General features: G+C 73.8%; 19 protein-coding genes and 1 pseudogene. 8 read left to right on the top strand and 12 right to left on the bottom strand.

Features of this window, described 5'->3' with window-relative positions; translation table 11 throughout:
• Window positions 1-33: 33 nt before the first annotated feature.
• From F9C11_RS26460 to F9C11_RS26440, 5 genes are all read right to left on the bottom strand, one after another.
• Window positions 34-702, bottom strand: a complete 669-nt coding sequence (locus F9C11_RS26460) for a SecDF P1 head subdomain-containing protein (protein ID WP_409180057.1) — start codon at window positions 700-702, stop codon at window positions 34-36.
• A 41-nt stretch (window positions 703-743) separates the two neighbouring features.
• Complete coding sequence (eccB, locus tag F9C11_RS26455; RefSeq protein WP_409180056.1) at window positions 744-2,180, bottom strand: type VII secretion protein EccB; 1,437 nt, start codon at window positions 2,178-2,180, stop codon at window positions 744-746.
• Window positions 2,181-2,185: 5 nt separating this feature from the next.
• On the bottom strand, window positions 2,186-3,565 hold the full coding sequence (gene eccD, locus F9C11_RS26450) for a type VII secretion integral membrane protein EccD (protein WP_409180055.1): 1,380 nt from the start codon (window positions 3,563-3,565) through the stop codon (window positions 2,186-2,188).
• Between the two features lie 159 nt (window positions 3,566-3,724).
• Complete coding sequence (locus F9C11_RS26445; RefSeq protein ID WP_409180054.1) at window positions 3,725-4,399, bottom strand: hypothetical protein; 675 nt, start codon at window positions 4,397-4,399, stop codon at window positions 3,725-3,727.
• Between the two features lie 30 nt (window positions 4,400-4,429).
• Window positions 4,430-4,768, bottom strand: coding sequence for a hypothetical protein (locus F9C11_RS26440; RefSeq protein ID WP_409180053.1), 339 nt, complete (start codon window positions 4,766-4,768; stop codon window positions 4,430-4,432).
• A gap of 162 nt (window positions 4,769-4,930) precedes the next feature.
• Between F9C11_RS26440 and F9C11_RS26435 the strand changes: the two genes are divergently transcribed.
• On the top strand, window positions 4,931-7,048 hold the full coding sequence (locus tag F9C11_RS26435) for a serine/threonine-protein kinase (protein WP_409180052.1): 2,118 nt from the start codon (window positions 4,931-4,933) through the stop codon (window positions 7,046-7,048).
• A 20-nt stretch (window positions 7,049-7,068) separates the two neighbouring features.
• Here the strand turns inward: F9C11_RS26435 and F9C11_RS26430 are convergent, their stop codons facing one another.
• Genes F9C11_RS26430 through F9C11_RS26415 form a run of 4 tightly spaced genes read right to left on the bottom strand, consistent with a single transcriptional unit; the run spans window position 7,069 to window position 13,288 of the window.
• Window positions 7,069-9,180, bottom strand: coding sequence for a transglutaminaseTgpA domain-containing protein (locus tag F9C11_RS26430; protein WP_409180051.1), 2,112 nt, complete (start codon window positions 9,178-9,180; stop codon window positions 7,069-7,071).
• Window positions 9,177-10,295: a DUF58 domain-containing protein gene (locus F9C11_RS26425; protein WP_409180050.1), complete on the bottom strand. Its 1,119-nt coding sequence runs from the start codon at window positions 10,293-10,295 to the stop codon at window positions 9,177-9,179. The genes F9C11_RS26430 and F9C11_RS26425 overlap by 4 nt, the downstream gene beginning before the upstream one ends.
• A gap of 3 nt (window positions 10,296-10,298) precedes the next feature.
• Complete coding sequence (locus F9C11_RS26420) at window positions 10,299-11,252, bottom strand: AAA family ATPase (protein ID WP_409180049.1); 954 nt, start codon at window positions 11,250-11,252, stop codon at window positions 10,299-10,301.
• Between the two features lie 11 nt (window positions 11,253-11,263).
• Window positions 11,264-13,288 (bottom strand): fibronectin type III domain-containing protein, encoded by a 2,025-nt coding sequence (locus tag F9C11_RS26415; RefSeq protein WP_409180048.1) that lies wholly within the window; start codon window positions 13,286-13,288, stop codon window positions 11,264-11,266.
• Between the two features lie 152 nt (window positions 13,289-13,440).
• Here F9C11_RS26415 and F9C11_RS26410 point away from each other — a divergent pair, with 152 nt between their 5' ends.
• Window positions 13,441-14,724, top strand: a complete 1,284-nt coding sequence (locus tag F9C11_RS26410; RefSeq protein WP_409180047.1) for a type VII secretion protein EccE — start codon at window positions 13,441-13,443, stop codon at window positions 14,722-14,724.
• Between the two features lie 178 nt (window positions 14,725-14,902).
• Here the strand turns inward: F9C11_RS26410 and F9C11_RS26405 are convergent.
• Both F9C11_RS26405 and cynS read right to left on the bottom strand, forming a co-directional pair.
• Window positions 14,903-15,025, bottom strand: a pseudogene (locus F9C11_RS26405) (MbtH family NRPS accessory protein); the annotation flags it as partial.
• A 25-nt stretch (window positions 15,026-15,050) separates the two neighbouring features.
• On the bottom strand, window positions 15,051-15,521 hold the full coding sequence (cynS, locus tag F9C11_RS26400; RefSeq protein ID WP_409180046.1) for a cyanase: 471 nt from the start codon (window positions 15,519-15,521) through the stop codon (window positions 15,051-15,053).
• A gap of 146 nt (window positions 15,522-15,667) precedes the next feature.
• On the opposite strand from cynS, the gene F9C11_RS26395 reads away from it, so the two are divergent.
• Genes F9C11_RS26395 through F9C11_RS26370 form a run of 6 tightly spaced genes read left to right on the top strand, consistent with a single transcriptional unit; the run spans window position 15,668 to window position 23,423 of the window.
• Complete coding sequence (locus tag F9C11_RS26395) at window positions 15,668-16,978, top strand: hypothetical protein (protein WP_409180045.1); 1,311 nt, start codon at window positions 15,668-15,670, stop codon at window positions 16,976-16,978.
• A complete protein-coding gene (locus F9C11_RS26390; RefSeq protein ID WP_409180044.1) occupies window positions 16,975-18,015 on the top strand; it encodes a hypothetical protein in 1,041 nt (346 codons plus the stop codon). The genes F9C11_RS26395 and F9C11_RS26390 overlap by 4 nt, the downstream gene beginning before the upstream one ends.
• Window position 18,016: 1 nt before the next feature.
• Window positions 18,017-21,013, top strand: a complete 2,997-nt coding sequence (locus F9C11_RS26385) for a hypothetical protein (protein WP_409180043.1) — start codon at window positions 18,017-18,019, stop codon at window positions 21,011-21,013.
• 54 nt (window positions 21,014-21,067) lie between these two features.
• Entirely contained in the window at window positions 21,068-21,595 is a 528-nt protein-coding gene (locus F9C11_RS26380; protein ID WP_409180042.1) for a hypothetical protein, read from the top strand.
• Window positions 21,596-21,604: 9 nt separating this feature from the next.
• Window positions 21,605-22,411 (top strand): DUF3592 domain-containing protein, encoded by an 807-nt coding sequence (locus F9C11_RS26375; protein WP_409180041.1) that lies wholly within the window; start codon window positions 21,605-21,607, stop codon window positions 22,409-22,411.
• A gap of 22 nt (window positions 22,412-22,433) precedes the next feature.
• Window positions 22,434-23,423 (top strand): hypothetical protein, encoded by a 990-nt coding sequence (locus F9C11_RS26370; protein WP_409180040.1) that lies wholly within the window; start codon window positions 22,434-22,436, stop codon window positions 23,421-23,423.
• Here F9C11_RS26370 and F9C11_RS26365 read toward each other — a convergent pair whose 3' ends face one another.
• Complete coding sequence (locus F9C11_RS26365; RefSeq protein WP_409180039.1) at window positions 23,424-24,593, bottom strand: helix-turn-helix domain-containing protein; 1,170 nt, start codon at window positions 24,591-24,593, stop codon at window positions 23,424-23,426.
• Window positions 24,594-24,604: the final 11 nt, after the last annotated feature.

Below are 24,604 nucleotides of genomic sequence, written 5' to 3'. Positions count from 1 at the left end.
GCCCAGGCCGACCCCACGGGACGAGCGGTGCGGTCAATGCCCGTTGAGCCAGTCGGCGAGATCCTCCGCCTCCGACTGGTCCCGCAGCCCGGAGATCTCCGCCTTCCCGTCCGGGATCGGGTCCATGATCGCGGGCGCGACGAGCACCCGCGCGCCCACCACGATCGCGATCTGCTTGCCGACGTTTCGCGTGGTCAGGTCGGCCCACTTGGCGGCGGCGTCCGGCGTGAACGTCATCTTCACCGTGAACATGGCGTTCCCCGGGGCGTCGCTCAGGCCCGCCGACTTCACCGCGGAGCCGTCGAGGGCGGCCGGGCCCAGAAGGTAGCGGGCGCCGCCGGAGCGGTCGCAGGTCACCAGCGGCAGGGCGGCGTCGTCCTCGCCGGCCAGCGGATCGGCTGTGGGGTCGCCGCAGCCGAAACTCGCGAGCATTCGCTGTTGCGCCGCGGGATCGGTGCTCTGCCGGTCCGGATTGCCCGGCGGCGCGTCGGTGAGCGGGGTCTCCGCCACGGCGAGAACGGGCCGGAACCGCAGTTCCTTGGCCGGGCTGGAGGCGCGCACCAGGTCGAGGAACGAACGAGGGCCCGTCGACGGGCTGGCCTCGCCGGGCTGCGGAGCGGAGCCGCATCCGGCCAGGCCCAGCAGCATGGTTCCGAGCACGGCCGCCCGCGAAATCCGCTGTCTGGCACGACATTCCGGCATGACACTCCCCCAGCCTCGGTGATCGTCGCCAGCATAGGCCCTCAGCCCGACACGGTGGGCCGCATCGCCGACGCCGGGTCGAGCCCAGGCCCCTCCGGCAACCGGGCCACCAGACCGCCCGGCAACCGCACCGGCGCCGCGGACGGGTAGCCGAGCGTCTTCGCCACGTCCGGCCGGGCCAGCGGATAGCGTCTCCCCAGGTCGGTGACCAGCGTGAGCGTGCCGGAAGCAGCCTGCGCGGACGGCATCGCCTCCACCAGCACCGCCGAGCCCGGCGGCACGTAGACGCGGTCGGCCAGCGGAGTGCCCGCGGCGGAGCGACCTGCAGTGGACAGCAGCTGGTTTTCCGGCGGGAGTTCCGGGCCGACGATCAGCCTTGGTGCGCTCGCGCTGGGGGCATAGACCGCGCACAGGGTGGCGTCCTGGTCGGACAGCCGGGCCAGCCGGGGGCGGGCGACCGGCGCGGCGTCCGCGGTGGCCGGGACCGGGTCCAGCTGCCGGGCCGCGGCCGCCTCCGCGGGAGCGAGCGGAAGCGCCCGAGGCGGTGCGCCGGAGTAGGCGGTGCGCGCCAACTGGGCGTCGGCGAGTTCGATTTCGTACTGCAGTTCGGTGATCGGGCGAAGCGCGTCCGGTTCGGCTACGTAGTACTGCTGCCCGCCGCCCGCGGTGTGCACGGCCAGCAGCGAGCCGGTCACCACGTCGGACCGGCCGGGCACGGCGGAGGACGGACGGCCCGCCTGCGCGGTCGGGAGTGGGCCGATCGGAGCGCCTTCCGGAACGACGTCCAGCCAGGCCTGGCCTGCCCTCGCCCACGACGCGGCGGTCAGCGCGAGCCCGGTGCCGACCGTTCCGTAGTCGGCGATCTTGTGCCGGTAGCCGTGCCACAGCAGGTAGCGGTCGCCGGTGGACACGAGCTGCACCGGCAGCGCCTCGTCCGCGAGCCCGGTCCCGCCGCCCGGTTCGGCGCCGGCGAGCAGGACCGATTCCTGGATCGCGCTCCCGGCCGAATCGCTGGCCGGAGCCGAGCACAGCGACCACGAACCGGTCCGCAGCCGGTCCGGGCCGGGCAGCGCGTCCGGGGCGTCCGGGATCCCGATCCGCGGCCCGCGCGGCACCCCGGCCAGCGAGTTCCCGGACACCTGCTGCGTCTCCGCGTGCTGCCCCAGCGCCAGCAGCGCGGAGGCGTAGTTCGCGACCGGGTACAGCCTGCCGCTCTGGTAGACGTACCGCGTGCCGGTCTCCTTCTCCACGAGCACCGCGGCCTGCCCGCGCCAGGAGTCGTTGCCGCCCGGCACGATCATCCCGTAGACGCCGGCGCAGGCCAGCGACACGATCGCCAGCGCCACCCCGGCGAACGCGGCGGCCCCGGAGCGGCGGAACGGCGGCTGCTCCGGGTCGGTCTCCCGGGTGACCAGCGCGGAAATCGCGCGCTGGACGAGGAATTGGTACGCCTGCAGCTGATCGCGTTTCGACGCCACGGCCCTCAGCCCCCCAGTCCGCGCACGTAGCCGTACAGCCCGAGCACCCAGCACGCGACCGGCACCAGCGAGCACACCAGGAGGATCTCGGAGTACTCGGCGAACCGGCCGAGATACGGATTCGGCACGCGGGTGCTGAACAGCAGTCCGGCGCCGGCCACCAGGGCCGCGACCACGAGCAGGATCGCCCCGGCCGACACGAGCGGCAACCCCGTCCCGGCGCCCGGTCCCGCCGCGAGTGCCGCGGCCCCGGCCATTCCCGCCGCCAGCAACGGGATCCGCTGCCGCAGCGTCGGATACAGCCTGGCCCGCACCAGGAATCCGGCGGCGACCACCGCGACCATCGTCACCGAAGCGGCGCTGCCGTCGCGCACGAGCAGCACTTCGCAGCACGCCGCCACCGCGGCCGCGCCGGCCAGCATGCCGGTGAGCAGGCCGTCCGCGCGGGCCACCGCGGCGTGCACGCGGTCGACCGGCGGCTGCGGATCGTCCCGGACCAGGTCCGCGGTCGATCGCGGCAGCACCGGCATCGGCACCTTGCCGAGCCGCAGCGCGAGCGGCGCGAACACAATGGACAGTGCCAGCAGCCCGGCGGAGAGCGCGGCCGCCGCCTGGTACGCCGCGAAATCACCGCTCGCGGCGACGAAACCGCCTGTCAGGGCGAAGAATCCGGCGGTGGCCGCGCCCGCGAACCACGGCTGGGCCGCGGCGACCCCGAGGTACCCCACCACGGCCGCCAGCGTCAGGGTCACCCCCGCGAGCATCACCTGTCCCGGCGCGAGGTCGGTCACCGCGTGCGTCCCGGCTGGCAACAATCCGCCGCCGAGGAAGGCGAACGGCAACGCGACCGCGGCGAGCACCGCGCCCGCTCCGGCGTCCCCGGCCGTGCGGGCGAGAACGACCCCCGCGACCAGCAGCAGTCCGGCGACCACGAGCGCCCACACCGCGGGACCGGTCCACGGCGCACCGGCGCGCAGCACCGGGATCAGTCCTAAAAGGACCACAGCGCCGCCCGCGGCCAGCCCTGCCGTGCGCGTGTGCCGCGGTCCCCACGCGCGGCCGAGCCCGCTCGCGCCGGTCGCGATCGCGTCCACCACGTCGTCGTACTCCGGTTCCGGCCAGTCGGCCCTGGCCGGCAGCAGGTGCAGCACCTCGCCGTCGCGCACCCGGTGGCCGGCGAGCGTGCGGCCGAGGTCGAACCTCGCCCCGTCGGGCCGGCGCAGCTGCCAGCCGCCGCCCGCCGCGCCGTCGTCGGCGAGTCCCTCGCCCGCGCGGGCGAGCAGGCCCGGCAGCAGTTCCGCGACGCTCGCGTGCTCGGGGAGCGCCATGTCGATCCGTCGTTTCGGAGCGGCGATCGTGACTCTGATCAAGCCGGCTGTCTGCATGCGCCCAGCCTCTCCCGGGAACCGCCGCCGCGGGGCGGCGAGGCAGGAACCTGCCGCCGGTCCCGCCGCCATTCTGTATGTCCACAAAGGACCTCGGACGCACGGAAATACCCTTGCCCCGGAGGAATTCCAGGGCAAGGGCAGGTCGGCGGTGCCCGGTCAGGCGCACACTCCGTGCAGCGCGGTCTCGAGCTGGGCCGCGAAGCCCAGGACGGTGTCCGCGCGCAGCAGCCAGCCGGACGAGACAATGCCGTGCAACGTGCGCACCACCAGCACCGCGCTGTCCGCGCCCGGCGTGACCATCAGCAGGCGGGCGACCTCCCAGCTCTGCTGGGCGGTGCCGAGCGGCAGGCTTTTCGTCTGGACCGCGTGGGTGCTCGACAGGCGGTTGGCGGCTTCGAGCAGGTGCGCGTCGGCGTTCAGCCGGTCCGCGGCCGCCGGGTCGCCCTCGAACGAGGCGAGTCCCCGGCCGCCGGGCGCGCCGAGCGAAACCCGGACCGCGTTCGGCAGGCGCAGCGGCACCGCGTAGACCAGCGCGCCCAGGCCGAGCGCCCGGCGCACCGCGGTGCGGCCGGTCAGGACGGCGGCGCGGAGTTCGAACGGGCGGGGCTGCTGGCCGTCGACGTAGACGAAGCAGTCGGTCGGCGCGGGCATGCCGCTGAAGCGTTCGCGCGGCGGCAGAAGGCTTCCCGCCGGAACGCCGGTGCTGTTGCCCGGCAAGGTCATCGCCGACGGAGGGGCGGCGAGGCCGAGTTCCTTCTGCACGGTCGCGGCGACGTCGGCGGTGACCGTGGCGGGTTCGGCGCGGCGGCCGGTCCACAGGGCGGCGGGCATCGGAGTTCCCCCTTGGAAGTTCGGGCCGGCTCAGGCCGCGGACTTGCTCAGCTCGTCGAGACGCGCTGAAGCGGCTTGCAATTCGGACTGGAAGCGGCCTGGCCGCAACTGCGCGAGTTCCTGCCAGCTGTTCACCGCGGCGCGCGCCTTGGCGAGCGCGTCCTGTCCGCGGGCGGCCAGCTCGTCGCGTTCGGCGTCGAACTGCCGCGCCTGCCGGAGCACGGCCTGCGAGCGGTCCTCGACCGGAGCCGGGGCGGCTGCTTCGGTGCGGGCGACCCGGCGCTTGCGGATCGTCATGCTGAGCCAGCCCACGCCGAAGATGATGAGGCCGGTGAGGAGCGGCTTGGCGAGAATGTGCCAGATGTCCATGGAGGGTTCCTGTCCGTTCCAGGCGGCTCGCGGCCGCCGAAGCTGTGTGGTGACGGGATCGAAACTAGCCACGGCGGATGAGGTTTCGATGACACGCGCACGCGAGGCAGGAACCTGCCCGGGCATTGCGCCGGACGCGCCCGCACAGGGGAGAATGGCGGCATGAGCATCGGGGTGGGCGAGGAGCGGCTGCTCGCCGAGGGACCGGTCGCCAAGGTCTACGCGGGCCGGCTGGCGGGCGCGGACGTGGCGGTCAAGGTGTTCGACGGCGTCCTCGACCGGGACACGGCGGCCCGGTTCGACCGCGAACGCAAGGCACTCGCCGCCGTGCGCGGCGAGCGGGCGATCCTGCCTGTCGACGAGGCGGGCGAACTGCCGGGCGGCCGCCTCGGCCTGCGGATGGAATTGTGCCCGCGGTCGCTGGCACAGCTGCTCGACGGCCAGCTGCCGGTGCGCGACGTCCTCGCCGTCGGCTGGACCGTCTCGGCCGCGCTGGCCGCCGCGCATCAGGTGGGCGTCGTGCACGGCGGGGTCACGCCGCACAACGTGCTGCTGCGCCGTTCGGGCGAACTCGCCCTCGCCGATTTCGGGCTGGCCCTGCGCCGCCGTTTCCCGCGCGACCCCCTGCACGCCGTGGACTACGCGGCGCCGGAAACGCTGCGGGACGACGCCCTCTCCGAGGCGAGCGACCTCTACGGCCTCGGCGCGGTGCTCTACACCGCGCTCACCGGTTCGTCGCCGTTCCCGCGGCACACCGGACAGCAGCGCGCCGAACGAATCCTGCAGGTCTTCCGCGACCCGGTGCCGCCGATCCGGGTGCCCGCCGCGCCGCCCGCGCTGACCGACCTGATCGGCCGGCTGCTGGCCAAGGACCCGGCGGACCGCCCGCAGGACCCGGCCGCGGTGGCGGAAACCCTGGAACGGCTGTACCGGGCGAGCGCCGCCCCGGCCGAGGTGGAATTCGACGATTTCGCGGGCATGGGGGCAACGGCGGGCGGCTTCGGCGGCGCCCCGCCTCAGCCTGGCTATGGCGCGCAGCAGCCGGTGGGATTCGGCGGTGCGGTTCCGCCGCCGGGCGGTTTCGCGCACTACTCCGGCGGGTTCGGCCACGCGGTTCCGCAGCCGAGCGGATTCGCTGCACCCCAGCACAATCCCGGGGATTATGCTGGGGTGCAGCAGGCAGTTGCCTCCGGCGACACCGTCCGCGCGGGCGGCCTCGGCGGACCGGTCCAGCGAACTGGCGACTTCGCGACGCCCCAACACCAACCCGCTGGCCTCGGCAACGCGACCCACCAGCCCACCGGCCTCGGCGAACCGGCCCAGCGAGCTGCCGATCTCACGACACCCCAACACCAAGCCACGAGCCTCGGCGGCGCAACCCACCACCCCACCGGCCTCGGCGAACCCGCTCAACGAGCTGCCGACTTCACGACACCCCAGCAGCAACCCCTCGGCCTCGGCGGCACGACCCAACAGTCCATTGGCCTCGGCGAACCGGCCCAGCGAACTGGCGAATTCGCGACGCCCCACCACCAACCCGCTGGCCTCGGCGGCACAACCCACCACCCCACCGGCCTCGGCGAACCCGCTCAACGAACTGCCGATCCCACGACGCCCCAACACCAACCCACGAGCCTCGGCGAAGCAGCCCACCACCCCACGGGCCTCGGCAACGCGACCCCGCCGCCACCCGCACCCGCCCATCTGCCCGCCTTCACCGGCGCGACCCCGCCGCCGAGCGGCCTCAGCACTCCACCCGCGCCCGGGCTTCCCCGAACCTCCACCCCCGGCCGGACTCTCCTGCACACCTTCGACGACACCACCCCGCCCGCCCGCGGCCGGAAGCTCTCGGGGTTCGCGTGGTGGCCCGCGCTCGCCGCGGGGCTGGCCGCCGCTGTCGGGGCGCTCGTCGCGGTGCCGATGCTGACCTCGCGGCAGGATCCCGGGCCCGCGGCGCCGCTGGCGACCGCGCCGTCGTCCGGGCAGCTTCCGCCCGCCGGGCGGGCCCCGGCGCCGGACGTGCACCTCGCGCTCGCCGCCCCCGCCGATCTCGGCACGCAGATCAAGCTTTCCTGGAGCGCCGAGGGGAATCTGGACTTCGCGGTCGTCGTGGGAGCCGAGCGGCTGGCGCCGATGGTGCTGGTGGCCCACCGCGACCGCACGATGTCGGTTCCGGTGGACCCGGCGCGCAAGTACTGCTTCCAGATCCGCGCGACGGACGGCAGCCACGTCTACGAAACCCCGCCGGTCCCGGTCCGCGGCGCGGTCTGCACCACCTGACTGCGGCGAACCGCACTGTCCTAACCGGACCGCCGGAACAGCGGCCGGGGGTCGAACACCGCGCGCATCCGCCTCCGCAGGGGGCGGCGGGCCAGCGCACGGCGCAGTTCCCGGATCTCCATCCAGGCGACCCCCACCGCGCTTTCCGAAGGCGGGAACCGCGACCACAGCGCCGAATCCATCACGCCGGACAGCCGCAGCACCGGATCGCGCACCCGCTCCCCCAGCGCCGCGCCCGCCGATTCCGCCAGGTCCCGGGGCGTCATGCCCGCCCGGTACGCCACGCCGTGCGCGCGCAACCGGTCGCGGGCCTCCGCCCACGCGCCGAAAATGGCGTCCTTGCCCAGCCGGCGGCGCCGGCGTCTCGTCCGGAGCGCCTTCGCCAGCGGCACTCCGCCCAGTCCGCACAGCACCAGCGCGGGCGCCGCGGCCGCCGCGATCCACCACGGCCAACCGCCCGTTCCGGAAACGAACGCCGCGGCTTCCGGCCGGGTGTCCGCGGGCGGCACCGGCGGCTGGAGTTTCTCCAGCGGCGGCAGCTTCGCCTGCGCGCGCCCCGCGGCGCCCGCCAGCCCGGACGACCGGGCGGAGGTGGCCGCGGACTTCGTCGGGTCCAGCGGAACCCAGCCGACCCCGGCGACGGCGACCTCCGGCCACGCCAGCGCGTCCCCGGCGCGCACGACGTGCTCCCCGGCGGTGTCCGCGCCGCGGTAGCCGACGACGAGCCGGGCCGGGATGCCGGTGATCCGGGCCAGCGCCACGTACGCGGCGGCGAACTGCTGGCTCGTCCCTCGTTTCGAGACGGTCAGGAACTGCCGCAGCTGCGGCCAGGACGCCCCGGTCGGCAGGTCGTCGCCGACCGCGAGCTGGTAGTTCTGCTGAAGGAAACGCTGCAGCTGCAAGGCGGACTGGAACGTCGGGCGCAAGCCGTGCACGGCGGTCCAGGCGAGCCGGGCGACGTCGTCGGGCGCCGCGCCGACCCCGGCGAGGCCGCCCGGCGCCTGCGCGTCCACCGGCGCCGTGCCCAGGTAGTCCGGGTCCGCCTCGGGCGCCGACCACGTCATCCGGTATTCGGCCGGCCCGCCCGGAGCGGCCGAAAACAGCATGCCCGCGCCGGGATCCACCAGCGGCGCGGCCCCGGTCACGCTGGTCAGGCCCGGCTGGCTCGGCAGCCACGGCCCGGACAGCGGCGGAACGCGCAGCTCCGCCGAGACCTCCGGCGCGCCGGGAACGCCCTCGAGACCGGCGCCCAGCCGGCGCAGCTTCGGCTCGGCCGACCAGCCCGCCCCGTCGAATCCGGTCAGCACGACCAGCCGCCACCGCTCGACCGGAGCGGAGCTGCGGTAGCTGAACACCGGCCGCTCCGGATCGGCCAATTGCCCGGCGATCTCGTCGAGCGGATTGCTGACCGGGCTTTGCGGGGGCGGCACCGGATGGCCGTCGGCGAGCCGGTACGGCTCCCGTCCCGCCGGGTCCAGCCCGCCGAAAGCGACCGCTCCGGCCGCGATCGCGACCACCAGCGGCAGCACCGCCCAAGCGGCCGAAGCGGACGGCCGCCGCAGCCGGAGACCTCCGGGCCGCGCCGCCCACAGCACAAGCCCGGCGGGCGCGAAATACCCGAGCGCGGCCAAGAGCGCCGGGCCGCCGGAGAGCGCCTGATACGCCTGCGCGAGCACCGCCACGGCCAGGCTCGGCAGCAGCGCCACCAGCGGCATTCGCAAGCGCAGCAACAGTTCCAGCCCGAGCACGACCGCCAGCAGCACCGCCAGCGGCACGAACAGCAGCTGTCCGGCGTCCGGGCGCGCGGGCCAGGTCGACTGCAGCGTCCGCAGCCAGCTCTCGGTCAGCCCTTGGCTCAACCCCTGCAGCGAAGCTCCGGTGGGCAACCCGGCGATCGTGGTCGAAAACAGCGTCGTCTCAACGATTCCGAGCAATCCGGCGACGAGCACGACCAGCGGACGCCACGCCTCCAGCCGCGGCACGCGCAGGCACAGCTCGGTGCTGCCGTAGCCGAGCACCACGACCACGAGCACCGGCAAAAGCAACGCCGGCAGCCCGAACACCGGCGCGAACAACAGCCCGGCCACCGCGGTGGAGCCGAGCAGTCCGAGCGCCGCCAGCCGCGCGTTCACCCTTCGCCCCGGGCGTTCCACTTGGCCGCCGCGTCCGCGGCGTCCACCGCGTCGATCGAACCGGCGCGCACGCCCGGCACCCGGACGCCCAGCCGGAGCACGGTGTCCGGCCGCCAGCGCAGCGCCGCCCCGAGATCGGCCTCCGGCCCGGTGACCACGACCAGCGCCCCGCCCGGCCGCGCTCCGGCCAGCCGCGCGGCGGGCAGCAGCAGCGGACCGTCCGCGTCCTGCGCGGCCAGGCAGAGTTCGTCCAGCAGCAAGCGAGCCGTCGAGACCCCGCTCCCTACCGGGGTTTCGAGGCCGGACGAGGTCAGCAACCGGCAGTGCTGGCCCGCCATCGCGGACGCGTACAGCACCGACGCCGCGACCTCGACGGCTTCCTCGAAGACCTCCGGCCGCATCGCCCCCGCCCGCGTGTCGAGCACCGCGGTGAGCCGCGACTGCGCCGGATCCGCGTAGTCGCGCACCATCAGCCGCCCGGTCCGCGCGCTGGCTTTCCAGTGCAGGTGCCGGACTTCGTCGCCGAGCATGTATTCGCGCACCGCAAGCAGGTCCGCGGAACCGCGCAGCGGCGGATCGGTGATCGGGCCGTCGTGGTGGTGGCGCGGATGCGCCGAGGCGGCCGGGCGCATCGGGTTCAGCCGCGGATACACCCACAGGGAAGCGGCCGCGCCCAGCGTCCGGTCCGCGCGCGCGAGCCCGAACGGATCCGACCGGTGCAGCACGAGCGGGCCGACCTCGAGCTTGCCGCGCACGCCGGTCGGCAGCTCGTAGTGGTACGTCGCGGCGGCGCCGGGCGCGAGCGCGCGGACCTGGACCTCGCGGACGTCCGCGCCGACGCAGTCCTGCGCGCCGAATCCGCCGTGCCGCCGCTCGCTTTCGTTGCGCACGGCCAAAGTCGCCAGCGCCGGGCGGCCGCGTTCGACGCGTTCGGGATGCACCGACCGCGAGACGTCGGCCTTCGGCCGGGCCCGGGTCACCAGCACCGCGGCGAGCACGGCGCCGGCCGCGATCCCGGCGAGCACGCGCAGCAGCGGATACCCGGCCAGTTCGCCGAGCCCGTACCCCAGCACAGCACTGGCGAGCGCCGCGATTCCGCGGCGGGTGAGCCGCATGCCTCAGCGCCCGGGCGCGGCCGTCGGGGCGGCGGTGTCGGCGAGCAGTTCGGCCACGACGTCCTCGGCCCGCCGCTGGTTCAGCTCGGCGTCCGGGGTCAGCACCAGCCGGTGGCACAGCACCGCGAGCGCCACGTCCTTGACGTCGTCCGGGGTCACGAAATCGCGGCCGTGCGTGGCCGCGAGCCCTTGCGCGGCGCGGATCAGCGCGATGCTGCCGCGCGGGCTCACGCCGTAGCGCACCGCCGGATGGCTGCGGCTCGCCGCGGCGAGGCGGACCGCGTACGACACGACCTCGGGCGCCAGATACGCCTGCCGCACCCGCGCGATGACCTGCTGCACGTCCTCGATCCGCAGGACCGGCCGCAGTTCGTCGGCGGTCACGCCCGCGCAGTCGCCCATCACGACCAGCACTTCCGCGTCGTGGGCCGGATAGCCGACCGACAACCGCATCAGGAACCGGTCCAGCTGTGCCTCCGGCAGCCGGTAGGTCCCCTCCATCTCGATCGGGTTCTGCGTCGCCACCACCAGGAACGGCCGCGGCACCGGCTGGCTGACCGCGTCGACCGTGACCCGGCGCTCGGCCATCGCCTCGAGCAGCGCCGCCTGGGTTTTCGGGGTGCCGCGGTTGATCTCGTCGGCGAGCACCACGTTGGCGAAGATCCCGCCGGGGTGGAACTGGAACTTCTCGGCGTGCTGGTGGTAGACCATCACGCCGAGGATGTCGCCGGGCAGCAGGTCCGGGGTGAACTGGATGCGGTTCCACCGGCCGCCGACGCTGGCCGCGAGGCACCGCGCCAGCGTGGTCTTCCCGACGCCGGGCACGTCCTCGATCAGCAGATGCCCCTCGGCGAACAGCGCCGCGACCGCCATCCGGACGACGTCGGGATGGCCGCGCAGCACCGTCTGCACGTTGTCGGCGATGAGGTCGTAGGCCGCTTTCGGCGTGAAGCTCACGGTCGCCCTTCTCAGGAGGTGGTCGGAACGCCGGTCCAGCTGTCGCTGCCGGAACCGGAGGAATTGCGGATCGTGGCCTTGATCGTGACGGCCCCGGTCCACACCACGTTCGAGATCGTCAGCTGCGTGGTGCCGGAGCAGGGCTTCGCGGGCGAAGCCACGCCCATGAACGAGGCCTGGCAGGTGGCCGCGCCGCCGCCCGGGTCCGCGTCGACGGTCACGATCAGCGCGTTCGTGCTGCGCACGCTCGTGATCTTCACCGACGGCGGGCCGGACGCGAGCGTCGCGCGCGCCGAACCGGGGCTGCCGGTCAGCTGCCCGCCCGAGCCGTACGAGGTGATCGCCCGGACGGTGAAGGTGATGGTGCCGCTCAGGCCCTGGAAGCTGGTCGAGGTCCCGGACACCGACCGGTCGCTCTGCCCGGACGCGCTCACCACGTAGCGGACGAGGTCGGCCCCGTGCAGGTCCGGGGTCGTCCAGCTCACCGACACCGCGCCGTTCGAGCCGACGGTCGCGGTGACCTTCGGCGCCTCGGCGGCCCCGCCGGGCACGATCGAACGGGAACTGGCCGCGCTGCCGCGGCCCGCGGAGTTCTCCGCGGCCACGCTGAAGGTGTAGGACTGGCCGTTGGTCAACCCGGTCACGGTGACCCGCGACCGCGAACCGTCCACTGTGGTCGAACCGCCGGACCAGGAGACGACGTACCGGACCACGCGGGAACCGTTGCCCGGCGCGGACGCCCACATGACCGTGGCCGAACCGGTGCCCGGGGTCGCCCGGACGTTGCGCGGCGAACCCGGCGGGGTCGGCTTCGCGACCGGCGGCGGCGGATTGCCGCGCTGCGCGGGCGGACCCGGCGGCGCGGGCGGCGCGGGCGACTGGCTGCTGGCCGGGGGTTCCGGCTGCGACGGCGGAGTGGGCTTCGGCTGCGTTTTCGCGCTGACGTCCACGTCCGCGGCCACGCCGCTGCCGCCGTCCACGACGACCATGTGCGAGCCGTCGTGGTTGTCGACGTAGATCCGGTGGTCCTGGCCGAGCGACAGCCGCGCTTCGCCGCCGCCGTCGGGCACCGCCTTGGTGCTCTTCAGCGCGCCCTTGCTGTCGTAGGTGCGCACCTCGTGCCGGGCCTGGTCGACCACGGCGACGGTGTGCGACGTCGCGACCGGGCCGGCGTACTGGCCGCCCTTGCGCAGCGGGACCGAAACCGGCCGCGCGACCGGACTGCTCTGCAGCAGGCCGGCGGCGTCGATCAGGTGCAGCTGGCCGTGGTCCGGGTCGACGACGGCGAGCCGCCCGTCGACGTCGTCGCTCGCCACCTGCACGGTCGCCGGCAGCGAAAGCCCGATGTCGGCCGGGTCGCCGAGCCCGTTCGCGCCGACCGAGCGGAGCACGCTGGCCGTCGTGTCGAGCACGACGGGGCGGTCGCCGACGATCGACAGCGCCGCGTCGTGCCCCTGCGGCAGCTGCGCGGGGCAGGTCAGGAGGAGGGCGCCGCGCGGGAGGTCGCAGATCGAGCCGTTGTCGATGCGGTGCACCCAGACCGTGCCGTCGGACGTCGTCACCGGCGCGGACAGCGGCCCGCCCGCCGGGGCGGTCGCCGCCGGGTCGCCGAGCCGCGCGATCTGGCCCGCGTTGCGGTAGACGAGGTACGGGCCGCCCGCGACCTCCAGCACGACCGGCTCCTCCGACGCCGGCGGCGCGGTGCTGCTCTCGACCCCGAGGGTCGACTTGCTGAACTCGGTGATCCGCGTCCGGTCGACGACGTAGCCCGAACGGCCGTTCTGCGCGACCGGGCTGCCCGCCTCCGCGCCGGGGACCGCCGCCTGGACGTCGACCTGGCCGGTCGCGCCGTCGACGTGCACCGCCGCCTGCGCCGAGGTGTTGTAGACCCAGTGCCCGGCCTGCACGAACTGCAGGTTCTCGGGCAGCGAGGCGTGCCCGGTGACGGCGATGCCGACGACCGCGAGGCCGGCGACGAGCACCGTGCCGAGCCGGAACAGGGCAGCGCGTTTCGCGCGCGGCGTTTCTGTGGTCACCGGCGGACCGTAACGGGCGCGGCTACAGCCGATATACATCCGGAACCCATGCCCGGACGCTAGAGGACGCCGTTGAAATCCTGATTAAACGAGCTGTCACGGAAACCTCAGCTTCCGCCCGCGACGCTGTCGGGGACCTGAGGAGGGCTGCCGTGACCTACCCCGGCAAGGCACATCCCGGCCACCGCGCCCGCACCGCGGCTCGCCCGCTCCCGGAGGCGGCGCCGCTCGCCCGACCGGCCGGCCAGCGGATTCCCGCCCCGGCGGACGCCCAGGCCGCGGCTCGCTCGGCGGCGCTGGCCGCCTTGACCGCCGCGAGAGCAGCGGCTCCGGCCGCGCTCGCACCCCAAACCCAGCCGTGGCACCCCGTCGTAACCACCGCGCCCTCCACCCCGGCGGGCCTTCCGACGGCCAAGCGACCCCGCCGGTGGGGCGCGCTGCAGATCGTCTGCGGGCAACTGGTGCTGGTGGCAGCGATCCTGGCGATCGGACGGCCATGGCCGGTGGCTGCCACGATCGGGCTCGGCGCCGCGGCGGTGCTCGCCCTGACGGCAGCCCGTCACCGGGGCCGCTGGGGTTACGAATGGCTGCTTCTTGCCGTGGGTTACGCGCTGCGCGACCGGGAACGCGAACTGGCCGACGCCGACGAGACCGGCCGGGCCCTGCTGCGCGCGCTGTCGCCGGAAGGGTCCGGACACACCGGGCAACTCGGCGACGACCCGGTGTTCTTCTTCAGCCGCACGGGCGGGATCAGCGCGGTCCTGCGGCCGGACTCGCTCCCGCCCGCTCCGCTCCCCGGTCCCGAAGCGCTGTTGCCGCCCGCCGAACCGGGCACCTGCTTCACCGCCCAAGTGCTGTACCACGCAGGCGTCGACCGTCGGCAGCCGCCGCGGATTTGGCTTGCCCTGCAAGCATCGCGCACCGTGGAGCGGTACGAGGACGACGCGGTGCGCCAAACGCTGGCGAACGCGCTGCGGCGAGTGCAGCGTCGCCTGCGCCGCGAGGGGCTGCCGACGACTCCGTTGCGGGAGCCCGAATTCCTCGGCTCGATCGCGTCGCTCGCCCACGTCACCGCGGGCCGCACCCAGGTCCGGGAACAGTGGCGGCTCTGGCACAGCGGCCCGGTGTCCCAGACGGCGTTCCGGCTGGAGGGCTGGTCGTCCCTGCCGCCCGCGACGACTCCGCGGCTGATCAACGCTTTGCTGGGCGCGACGGCCCAGACGGCGGTGACGCTCTCGCTGACCGCCCGCCGCTCGGACGGGGTGCCCGAGGTGGCGGCAGTCGTGCGCGTCGCCTCCCCGCACGCCGCGGCGGTCGAGCAGGCGGGCCAGGTGCTGGCACGGCTCGCGGCGGAATGGGGCATTCGGCTGGATCGGCTGGAAGGGCGTCAGCAGGAGGGGCTGACCGCGACTTTGCCGCTCGGGTCGGTTTCCTGAGCCGCGGCGGCCGATGCGCTCGGGTCAGTTTGCCGCCGATCTGGCAGAAACGCCGGTCCGTCTCTCTCCGGCCGAAGTCAATCAGGCGCGCGTGCACGAAGAATACCGTCGCCGGACCCACCGCCGGGAATTCCCGAAAGAATTCCCGGCGGCGCGTTTCCGATGCGGCCTGGGCGGCGTTTCCGGCCTTTCTCCTCCGTCCGGTGGAAACAGCGGCGAACTCCGGCCGCAGCGCATGCCGATTCTCGGCATTGACCAAGACCAGGCAACCGCCATTCTCGTCTTCGAACGGATTGGCTATTCGGCCCAGTCGCCTCCGCGCGGGTTCAGAACGGCTCGGCCGGCAGGTATTTGCCGTCCAGGGTGATCACAGCGCGTTCGCCGCCCTCGGGGTCGGCGACCTTCTTCACGTCGAGCCTGAAGTTGACCGCCGAGACGATGCCGTCGCCGAACTGTTCGTGGATCAGGGCCTTGAGCGTCGTTCCGTAGACCTGGAGGATCTCGTAGAAGCGGTAGATCGTCGGGTCGGTCGGGACCCGGTCCGGGATCGAACCGCGCACCGGGACGGTCTGCAGCAGCCGCGCCGCGTCCTCGCCCAATTCGAGCAGTTCCGCCACGGCCTCGGCGGCTTCCTTCGGCAGCGGGTGCTGCCCGAGGACGGCGGCGGTCGTGAACACCGCCGACAGCCCGGCCGCGTCGGCGATCCGCTGCCAGCTGAGGTCCTTGCGGGTCTTGGCTTCCACCGCCCTCGCCGCCAGTTCCGCGCGGACGGCCGGGTCGATCTGGGTGTGCGCCATGGTCGGGAAGTCCTTTCCTCGGAGGAGAACTGCGCCGGGCACGGACTGGGCGCTCCCGGCGCCCGCCGCTGGCCATCGTCGTCGCGAACATCCGGGAGGGGAACCGCCGCGGGCAGGATAAAGTGCGGGCGGAGCGAGGGGGCGTGATGACGGCAGGCCAGGGACAGTCGCAGTTGCGGTCGGCTGTTCTCGCGCGGGCCTGGCGGCGGATCCCGGACGTCGAGGTGCTTTCCGCGGGCGACGGCGGCCCGCTGACCCGCACGGTCAAGAAAATCGTCGACCCGCTCGTGATCCGCACCGCGGCGCGGCCCCGGCTCGGCCGTCCGCTGCTGGATCCCGCCGCCGCGGCGGAGGTGACCGAGTTGCTGCTGGCCGACGCGGAGCGGCTGCGCGCCGCCGCGGACTGGTTCACCCACCTCAAACGGCAGCGCCGAGCCCTGCGCATCACCGCGGGCAACGTCCAGGACGTGTGCTTTCCCCTCGCTTACGAACTCGCGACCGGCTTCGGCATGCCGGACGCCTCCGCACCGGAACGAGCCGCGGCGGCGTTGCGCGAGTGGCACGGCGAAGGCGGCGCGGCCGGAGTCGACCAGTTGAGCCGGTACTTGGCAAATCCCGAACGCACCGCCGGCTTGACCGCCGAGTTGCGCCGTCGCTGGGTCACCGCGCCGAACGCATCGCCCACCGCCTTCGGCAGCCTGCTCGCCGCGGTCGCCAACGGCTTCACCGACGAGACCTGGCAGGCCCTCGCCGACTCCCCCGCCGGACACGCGTTCGGTCTCGCATTGCGGCAACCCGGCGGCACCGCCGCGCTGGACCGGGCCGTCCGCGAGGTTTCCGGCCTTCCCGCGCCTGATCTCGGCCTCCAACGCGGCGAACTCACCGCCGTGCCCCCGCTGAGCCAGCGCGACGAAGCCGGAACCGGACTGCTCGAACGCAGCATCGAACGCCGGGTCCGCGCGACCTTGCGCCGCCTCCCCGCGGACGAGCAACGCCCGGTAGCCGACCTGGTGGACGAGGAACTCCGCCGAACGGCCGCCGGGTTCGGGCTCGAATTGCCCGTGCTGGCCACGTGTTTCGTGCTCGGCGTCGTCCTCGCCCCCGCGCTCCGGCCGCTCGACGGCCCGGCTCCCGGCGACCTCCCGGAATTCGCGCAGCGGCTCAACGCCCAGGTCGCCCGCGAGGGATACGTGCTGTACGCCCGCCGGGCGCTGGCCGGTTCGACCCCGCTCACCGCGCAGCCGGACGCCGAGATCCTGCGAGAACTGCGCGAGTTCGCGAAGCGGTTCCTCGCCCGGCTGTGGGCGCGGCTGCACGGTTTCGACGTCAGCGGAGAGATCCCGGACGACTTCCGGCACCTGCTCACCGGAGTCGTCCGGTCGACCTCGCTGGACCTGCGGACGAAAGTGCGCCGCGCACTCGTCGCCGGCCTGCCGCGCTGGGAGGCCGCCTCATGACGCACCCGGTCCACACCCCAGTCCTCGCGGCGGACGGCGCTCTCCTGCGCTTCGCCCTGGCCGACCTGCTCCGCGGCTCCGCCCCGTCGATGCGCGTCGAACTCACCGACCCCGGCACCGCCGAACCCTGGCTGACCAGGCTCGTCGGCCCCGAAGCCAGCGTGACCGCGCTCCAGGAAAACCACGTCGACGTCCCGACCCGGCCGGAGCTGGCCAGGCTCGCGCTCCTGCTGTGGGCCCGCCGCTGGTGGCCCGCCAGCCCGACGCTCGGCATCCCGGCGCTCGACCCGGCGCTGCTGGACTTCGAAGCAGCTATCGCCACCGCAGCGGTCGAAGACCTCGCCGAAGGGCTGCTCGACGGGTTCGAGGCCAGCCCGGCGGAACTGTTCGACCAGGCGCGGGACGCGGGTCTTGCTGCCGCCGCCGGGCCGGTGGCCGAGGAAGTCCGCCGTCTGTGTGCGCAGCTTTCGGCCTGGTTCGACCGCCAGGACGACCTCGGGCGGGCCGAAGCCGCCGCCGGACTGGCGGCTCGGGTGGCCCCTGGGCAACGGGCGTACGCCTTGGCCGCGGGCTCCGGCCCGGCCGCGTCCGGCGAGGGCGTGCTGGCCGAGGGCCGCGCCAGCGTCGACTGGGCCCGGGTTCCGCCCGGCGTTCTGGACGCCGCGGAAGACACGGCGGCCTGGCGGATCGTCGCGACCAGGACCGCCGCCCGGCTCGAGGTCGAGGTCTCCGGCGCGCTCGGCGACGCGTCCCTCACCGCTTCCGCGACCCGCGACGGCGAGCCGTTCGCCGAGGTCGCCCTGCACCTCGGCAGCGCGGGCTTCGCCGGAACGACCGAGCTGGACGACGCCGGGGCCAGGCTCGCGGCGACGGCTCCCGGCCGGATCGGTCTCCTCGTCGGAGCCGCGGACCCGGACGTCGAAGGCACCACCCCCGAGGACCGGGCCGCCGTGCTCGCCCTCGTCCGCGCCCGCGAAGCACTGCCGCCGACGGACCGGACCTTGGCCGAGCGAGCCGCCGCCGACGAGGAGTTCTGACGTGCTCGTCGGATTGCCGCCCCCGCTCGCGCCGCCGGACCGGCCGCCGCCTCCGGAACTGGCCACAGCGGTGTCGCACGGCTACAACTGTCGTTGCGTCGCACGGCATTTCGGTCTCGACCCAACGGCGTACCAGGAGTTGCCCGCCTGCTCGCTCACCCCAGCCGAGTACGACCAGCTGCTCGCCGAAGCCGGCGCCGTCCAGACCGAGGCCAAGCGACTCGCCGCGGCTCGGGATGTCACCGGTGCGCAGCGCGCTTACGGGCGGATGCGGCAACTCGCCCAGCAGCTCGACCGCGTCAGCCTCGAACTCGCCGCGGTCAGCGATCTGGCCGCCGTCTGCTACTCCGCAGGCGATCTCCGCAATGCGCGCCAGTGCGCGGAAGCCGTGCTGAGCGGCTTCGCGGTGAGCACGGCCGCTATCGTCCACTTCGGACAGTACGCCGAGCTGCGGATGATCGAAGGTTCCCGCGAGGTGGCGGAACGCGTCCTCCTCTCGCTGTCCACTGAGGAGGGTGACCTCGACCGGGCACGCGAGCTGCTCGCGGACCAGCGACGGCGCGCGGCGTTCCGGAAGGCCGCCGAACCCGGCCAGTTCCCGCGCGAGCAGCTCGACCCGCATGGCGCCGACGAGCTGGAACTCCGGATTCTCGAAGTGCGGGTGCAGGTCGCCGCCGGGGATCCAGCCGGGGCTCGGGACGCGATCGAGGAGATCCTGGCCGACCTGGACCGCCTCGCCGAGGTCGACGAGGTCCGCGAACAGGTGGCGGCGCTGCAGGCGATGGCGCGGGCCGAACGCGCCCGCATCCGGCAGGCGGGCGGCGAGGAAGCGGACGCGACGGCCGATCTGCTGCGGCTCAGCACTGGCCACGACGGTCCGACGGCGGCGAAATTCGCCATCGGGCTGGCCGAAACCCGCGCGCTCGACGGGGATGTCTCCGGCGCGATCCAGACGATCGCGAAGGCCCGGGACGAACTCGCCGCCGCCGGAGTGACCGGCGACGTCGCCGAGGCGAGCTACGCACTGGGCACCTTGCTCCTGCTCACCGGTGCCGCCACGCAGGCCCGGGAGCAGTTCGGGCACGCGGGCAAGCTGTGGGCGGCGAACGGCGACACCTCGGGCGCGCGCCGGCTGGCGGCAGCGCTGGCTCGCTGCGCGGCGGCCGAGGGCGACTGGGCGGCTGCGGAAGAGCACGCCGCCCGGCTCCGGGCGGCGGCCCGCGAGTCGGGCGAATGGCTGGAGTGCCTGCGAGCCGACTACCTCTCGGCGACGATCGGCTACCAGCGCGGCGAAGACCCGCGAGCGGTGCTGGACCTGCTCTTGCCGGTCGCCCTCGCCGCGCAGGAGTACCGGTTCGCCTTCGCGTCGGCCCAGGCGCGCACTGCGTGGGCGAACAGCGTCGCGGGCCCGGCGACGGAACTGCTGATGGCACTGCTGGCTCAGCTCGGGGAAACCCGGCTGACGGCGGAGCTGATCGAGCGGGCCTGCGCGGTCGGGGCGCATCCGGAGAACCGGTCCCTGAACCTCACCGGCTCGCTGCCCTCCTTGGCCGCGCCGCCCGCCGCGGACGCGCGACTTCCCTTGGCCGCATTGGGTTCGGTCACCTCGTCGCTTCCGCTCCGGCTCGCCCCGCCGCCCGGCCTGCGCTGGTCGCCGTCCTCGCCGATGGAGCTGGACGGCTGGCTCCGCCTCGCCGCCGAGCGGTATGGCTGCGCGCCAGCAACCGGAACTGTCGAGACCTGGCCAGCCGCGACGCCGGGCCGCGAGACGTTCCTCCTGCGCTACGCCGACGCCGGGCACACCTACCTCAGCTGGCGCACCACCAGCGACCTCGACACGGTCCACACGCACCCGATCGACGCCGATCTCGTCGAGACGGCACGCGGGTTCCTGGCCGAGGCGTCCCCGACCCCGCGCGAAGGCGAGCGCCCAGCCGACGCCGTCCGCCGGTCGCTCGACACGTTCGGCAGTTTCGCCGCGGAGCAACGCCTCGCCCGGATTCTCGCGCTCAACCTCCTGCCCGCCGACCTCGTCGCGCGACTCCGGCGAGCCACCCGGCCGCTGCTGAGAATCCAGCCGTCCCCCGCGCTCGCCGCGGTCCCGTGGGGCCTGCTCGCCCTACCCGACCGTCGTCCGGACCGCGTCCTCGACGCCGACGAGGTCGACGCCTGTTTCGACAGCGACCTCCGGGTCCTCGACCTCGCCGACGTCTCCCTCCTCGCCCCGTCCGGAATCCCGCGCCGCGAGCCGGCCCCCGCCGGGCCGCCGGTCTACCTCCTCGACCCGCGAATCCCCGGCCAGAGCGCGTTCGGCGACCTGGGATCCGTGCTCGGCAAGCAGAACGCGGACTCCCCGCTGATCCGTCATCTCGACGCCCAGCTCGCCGCGGGCCCCGTCCTCCCCGCCGCCGCGCGCGGCCTGGAGCTGGTCCGGCGGACCGACACCGACCGCCGGCTGCTCGCCGAACTCGTCGCCGAACCGTGTTCGCGGCTGGTGTTCGCCGGGCACGTCAGCCGCATCCAGGACAGCCACGGCGCACAGACCGCACTGCATTTGTCCTGTTCCGCCGACCTTCCCGGCACCGCCGCGCCGATCGGGGCGCACCGCCCGTACACCGCTGCGGACCTCGCACTGTCCGAAGTGGACCTGCCCGCCCGGGTCGCGCTGCTCGGCTGCGCCAGCGCGAGCGACTTCGGCCTGCCCGAACCGTTCGGCGTGCTGCTCGCCGCGGTCGCGGCCGGGGCGGGGCTGGTCGCCGCGACGGTCTGGGCCCTGCCGACCTCGGCCGCGGCGCCCGGCAGCGATCCGATGGCCGAACTGATCATCGCCGTCGACACCGCGCTCGCCGGGGACGACCCGGTCGCCGAGCTGTGCGCGTGGCAGCGAACCCGCCTCGCCCGCTGGCGCGAACACCCGGAACCGGCCCGCTCCCCCGCCTTCTGGGCGGCTCTGACCTGCCTCGACGCCACCGACGACGGCAAAACCTGGGTTCGGTAGCAGCTCTCCCGCCCAAAGCTGTGTCCGGCACACCGGCACAGCGAAAGGCACCCGATGTTCAAGAAGATCCGCGACAAGATCACCGAAGCCACCCAGCAGGGCATGGCCCGCGGCGCCCAGGATTTCCAGCAGCACGCCGAGCAGTTCCGGCAGGCAGCCGCCGCGCAAGGGCACGACATCACCCCGCAGCTGCCGACTCCGCAACTGGCCGCGCAGGCGTTCCGCACCGCCACGGCCGACCCGGACCTGGCGGCGTTCCTGGCCCTCCCGATGCAGGAGCAGCTGCGCCAGCAGCAGGAACTCCAGGCCTACGGAACCGAACTGCGCCGGCTGTACGACACCGGTGAGAAGGCCACCCTGGTGATCCGCGCGCTGGAGCCGACCGGCCGCACGGTCGCCGGGCAGGCCCAGTACACCGCGACGCTGGACGTCACCCGCGCGGACGGCATGAGCTACCGGACGGTCGCCCCGCTCATCACGCCGCAGGCGACCATCCAGCAGTACGCCCCCGGCACCCGCCACGAAGCCCGCCTCGACCCCGCCGACCCGGCCAAGGTCGCCGTGTTCGGCCCGATCGCGTAGGCGGCCGCGATGTTCAGTTCCTTCGCTTTCGGAATGGTGGACGACCCGGAACAGAGCAGGGCGTCGACCCGGCGGCTGTGGCTTCTCGGGATTCCCGCGACGCTCGCCTGGGCGGTCGCCGGATGGTCCGGCGCGCTCGGGCTGCTGGACGGCTTCCGGCTGATGTCGCTGAACCGCGTCGGCGCGTGGGGGGCCGACGCGGCACCGGCGGGCTCCCTGGTGGTGTTCTTCAGCCTGGCGGTCACGGCGGGGTCTTCGCTTGGCTTCGCGATGCTGTGGGGCGGCGGAATGTCGTTGCGCCGCATGGGGATCAGCTTCCGCGCCAGCTCGCTCGCGGCCGCGCTCGGGGTGACGCTGGGCAGCGGCGCGGCGATCCCGTCGTGGACGCCGCCGGAATCGGTGGGCGAACGGCTCCCGTCCCTCGACGGCAAAGCCGAACCGTGGTCCACAGCGGACTGGGTCGTCTACTACGAGCCGTTCCTGGTTCCCGCGGTGGCCGGGCTCATCGCGCTGACCCTGATCGTGGTGCTGCTGCGGTCTTTCCTCCGCGCGGCCGAGGCGGACGATCGAGAGCAGGCGCTGCGCCGCCGCGGCCGCCAGGCGACGGGCGTGCTCACCCGCGTGGAGTTCACGAACGTCTGGGTGCTGGGCAACCCGCGGTTCTCCGTCCAGGTGCGGTTTCCCACCGAGACCGGCGAACGCGAGGTCGTGACCACGATGATCACGCCGATGTTCCAAGTGCCAGCCGAGGGTTCGGCGGTGCGGGTCCGCTACGACCCGCACGACCCCGAAGCCGTTCTGGTGGAAAACCTTTGAGCCCTGGGAAAGGAGCACCTCCATGGCCCGCCTCCGCACGATCGCGTTCGGTTTCCTGACCGGATCGGCGATCGGAGCGACCCTGTGTTCGTTCGTCGTCGGGATCATTCTCGAAAGCGGGCCGTTGTTCGTGGCCGCGCTGGGAATTCCGGTCGGCTACGGCCTTCTCGTCTATCTCGGCGGCATGCCGCGCCGCGCCCGCGAAAAGGCGATCCCGCCGACGGTCGCCCTCGCGCGCATCGAAAGCCTGCGCGCCGGAGGCACCGAAACGGGCGATCTCCCGGTCGATTTCGACCTCACGGTCGCGCCGGACGACGCGCCGTCCCACCGCGCGGCGGCGACCCACACTGTCAACCTGGTCGATCTTCCCAGCTACCGCAAGGGCGACGTGCTGGTGGTCAGCTACCCGCCGGACCGGCCGTGGAAGGTCAAGATCGTGGCCAGCCCGCCGCCGGAATGGCAGCGCCGGGCCGCGGACGCGGTCATCGAGCCGGCCGCGGAGTCCACTTTGGTCCATCCGCCGCCGGAAGGCTGCGCGGCCGGCGTCTTGACCCTTGTCGGACTGCTCCTCGGCGCGGGCGCCGTGCTGGGACTTTTCCGCGTCGAACTGTTCGCGCCGGAACCCAGCGCCCCGGAACCGCCGGCCGCAGTCACCTCATCCGGTTCCGCGACGGTCGACGTCGGCCCGGAACAGTCGCTGCTGAACGAGGAAGAACTGCGCCGCGCGGTCGACGGGCTGGCCCAGAGCACCGACGTCTCCCAGACGCTGACCGCGGTCGTCCAGGAACACCGGCTGTCGGTCGTCTTCGCTCCGAGCGACGTCCAGATCCCGCGATTCGACCTTCGCACGCTGCCCGTCGCCGAAGTCACCGGCCTGGTCCGGAAAGCCCTGCGGACCGTCGATGTCGGGACGCCGCAGACCTGGCAGGTCACCGTCGTGCCGCTGCCGTCCGGCCGCACGATCCGCGTCACGGTGACCGGTCCCCGCGGCAGTGCCTCGCTCGCCGGATGATCAGCCCGCCAAACCAAGCGACGCACCCAGCAGCAAAAGCCCTTTGGCAGTCCGCGGATCCGCCCCGGTCAGGTTCGCGATCCGCGAGAGCCGATTGTCCACTGTGTTCGGATGCACGTGCAGCTTCCGCGCGGTCTCCCGCCGGTTGAAGTCGGTGGCGAAGTACGTCCGGAGTGTCGTCGTCAGATCAGGCTCGCCGCTCAGCCGCGCCGCCAGCGCGCGCAGCTGCGGAGTTGCCGCGCTGTCGTGGTTCAGCTGGTATTCGAAAAGGTGGTCTGCGAGCACCGCGACGGTGTCCGGTACCGAATTCAGCCGCAGCAGCCGTTCCGCTTCCGCCACTGCCGCCGGGATGTGCGACAGCTCGGCCGCGTGCGCGAAAGCACCAGTGATCTCGACACCGGTCGTCTGGTGCGCTCGCGGAACCGCCTGCCGGGCCTCGTTCAGCGCCGCCTCCGGACTGTCCGAAGTGGACGGAAGGAGCAGCAGGCCGCCGTCCGGGTCCAGGGCGGCCAGTACGTCGCCGGACAACTCGCGGTGCAGGTGCTGCAGCAGCAACCGTGCCTTCCGCTGTCCGGCCAGGTGGCGGCCGACCGCGTCGCCGACGGAATCCGCCGGGTCCGCGGCGAACCGCAGCGCCAGGACGCCGTACGCCGGGGCGAGCCGGACGTCGGCCGGTTCCGGGACCAGTTCTCCCGCGGCCAGCCGCCGCACCAGCGCCCTGGCCGCTTCGCGCTGTTCGTGGTCCGCGGTATGGAATTCCTTCTGGTGCGCCTGCACCGCCACGTTCAGCACCCGGTGCAGGCAGTTCAGCAGCACCGCGGTCGTCTCCGCGGGCGGCGAACCGCCGGACAGGCCGTCGACCTCCGCCCACATCTCCTCGGCCGCCAAGAGGTAGGCGTGCACGAACTCGCTGACCGGCAAGCCCTCCGCGCCCCGCTCCCGGCCGCGCTGCCGGAACAGCTCCAGCTCGTCCTCCCGCGGCTCGCTTCCCTCCCGCGCCGCGCGCGCGAACATCCGGCCGAACTCGCGGACCGTGTGCGCCATGTGCAGGTGCAGATGTGCGGGCGCCTTGCCGCGGTAGTGCGGCGAGGTCTCGACGTACCGGCGGATCGTCCGCTCGCCCAGCTTCGGCAGCCGGTGCTCGAAGCCGCGCCACGACAGTTGTGACATGTCACAGCACG

The organism is Amycolatopsis sp. VS8301801F10, assembly GCF_046195355.1.
GTDB lineage: Bacteria > Actinomycetota > Actinomycetes > Mycobacteriales > Pseudonocardiaceae > Amycolatopsis.
This window is presented reverse-complemented; position numbering and strand designations above follow the sequence as displayed.

Excerpts from the sequence above, each read along its gene's own strand:
- eccD (WP_409180055.1), bottom strand. The coding sequence starts at position 3,565 with ATGCAGACAGCCGGCTTGATCAGAGTCACGATCGCCGCTCCGAAACGA.
- F9C11_RS26395 (WP_409180045.1), top strand. The coding sequence starts at position 15,668 with ATGACGGCAGGCCAGGGACAGTCGCAGTTGCGGTCGGCTGTTCTCGCG.
- cynS (WP_409180046.1), bottom strand. The coding sequence starts at position 15,521 with ATGGCGCACACCCAGATCGACCCGGCCGTCCGCGCGGAACTGGCGGCG.
- F9C11_RS26390 (WP_409180044.1), top strand. The coding sequence starts at position 16,975 with ATGACGCACCCGGTCCACACCCCAGTCCTCGCGGCGGACGGCGCTCTC.
- F9C11_RS26460 (WP_409180057.1), bottom strand. The coding sequence starts at position 702 with ATGCCGGAATGTCGTGCCAGACAGCGGATTTCGCGGGCGGCCGTGCTC.
- F9C11_RS26425 (WP_409180050.1), bottom strand. The coding sequence starts at position 10,295 with ATGCGGCTCACCCGCCGCGGAATCGCGGCGCTCGCCAGTGCTGTGCTG.
- F9C11_RS26435 (WP_409180052.1), top strand. The coding sequence starts at position 4,931 with ATGAGCATCGGGGTGGGCGAGGAGCGGCTGCTCGCCGAGGGACCGGTC.
- F9C11_RS26445 (WP_409180054.1), bottom strand. The coding sequence starts at position 4,399 with ATGCCCGCCGCCCTGTGGACCGGCCGCCGCGCCGAACCCGCCACGGTC.
- F9C11_RS26380 (WP_409180042.1), top strand. The coding sequence starts at position 21,068 with ATGTTCAAGAAGATCCGCGACAAGATCACCGAAGCCACCCAGCAGGGC.
- F9C11_RS26440 (WP_409180053.1), bottom strand. The coding sequence starts at position 4,768 with ATGGACATCTGGCACATTCTCGCCAAGCCGCTCCTCACCGGCCTCATC.
- F9C11_RS26370 (WP_409180040.1), top strand. The coding sequence starts at position 22,434 with ATGGCCCGCCTCCGCACGATCGCGTTCGGTTTCCTGACCGGATCGGCG.
- F9C11_RS26365 (WP_409180039.1), bottom strand. The coding sequence starts at position 24,593 with ATGTCACAACTGTCGTGGCGCGGCTTCGAGCACCGGCTGCCGAAGCTG.
- F9C11_RS26375 (WP_409180041.1), top strand. The coding sequence starts at position 21,605 with ATGTTCAGTTCCTTCGCTTTCGGAATGGTGGACGACCCGGAACAGAGC.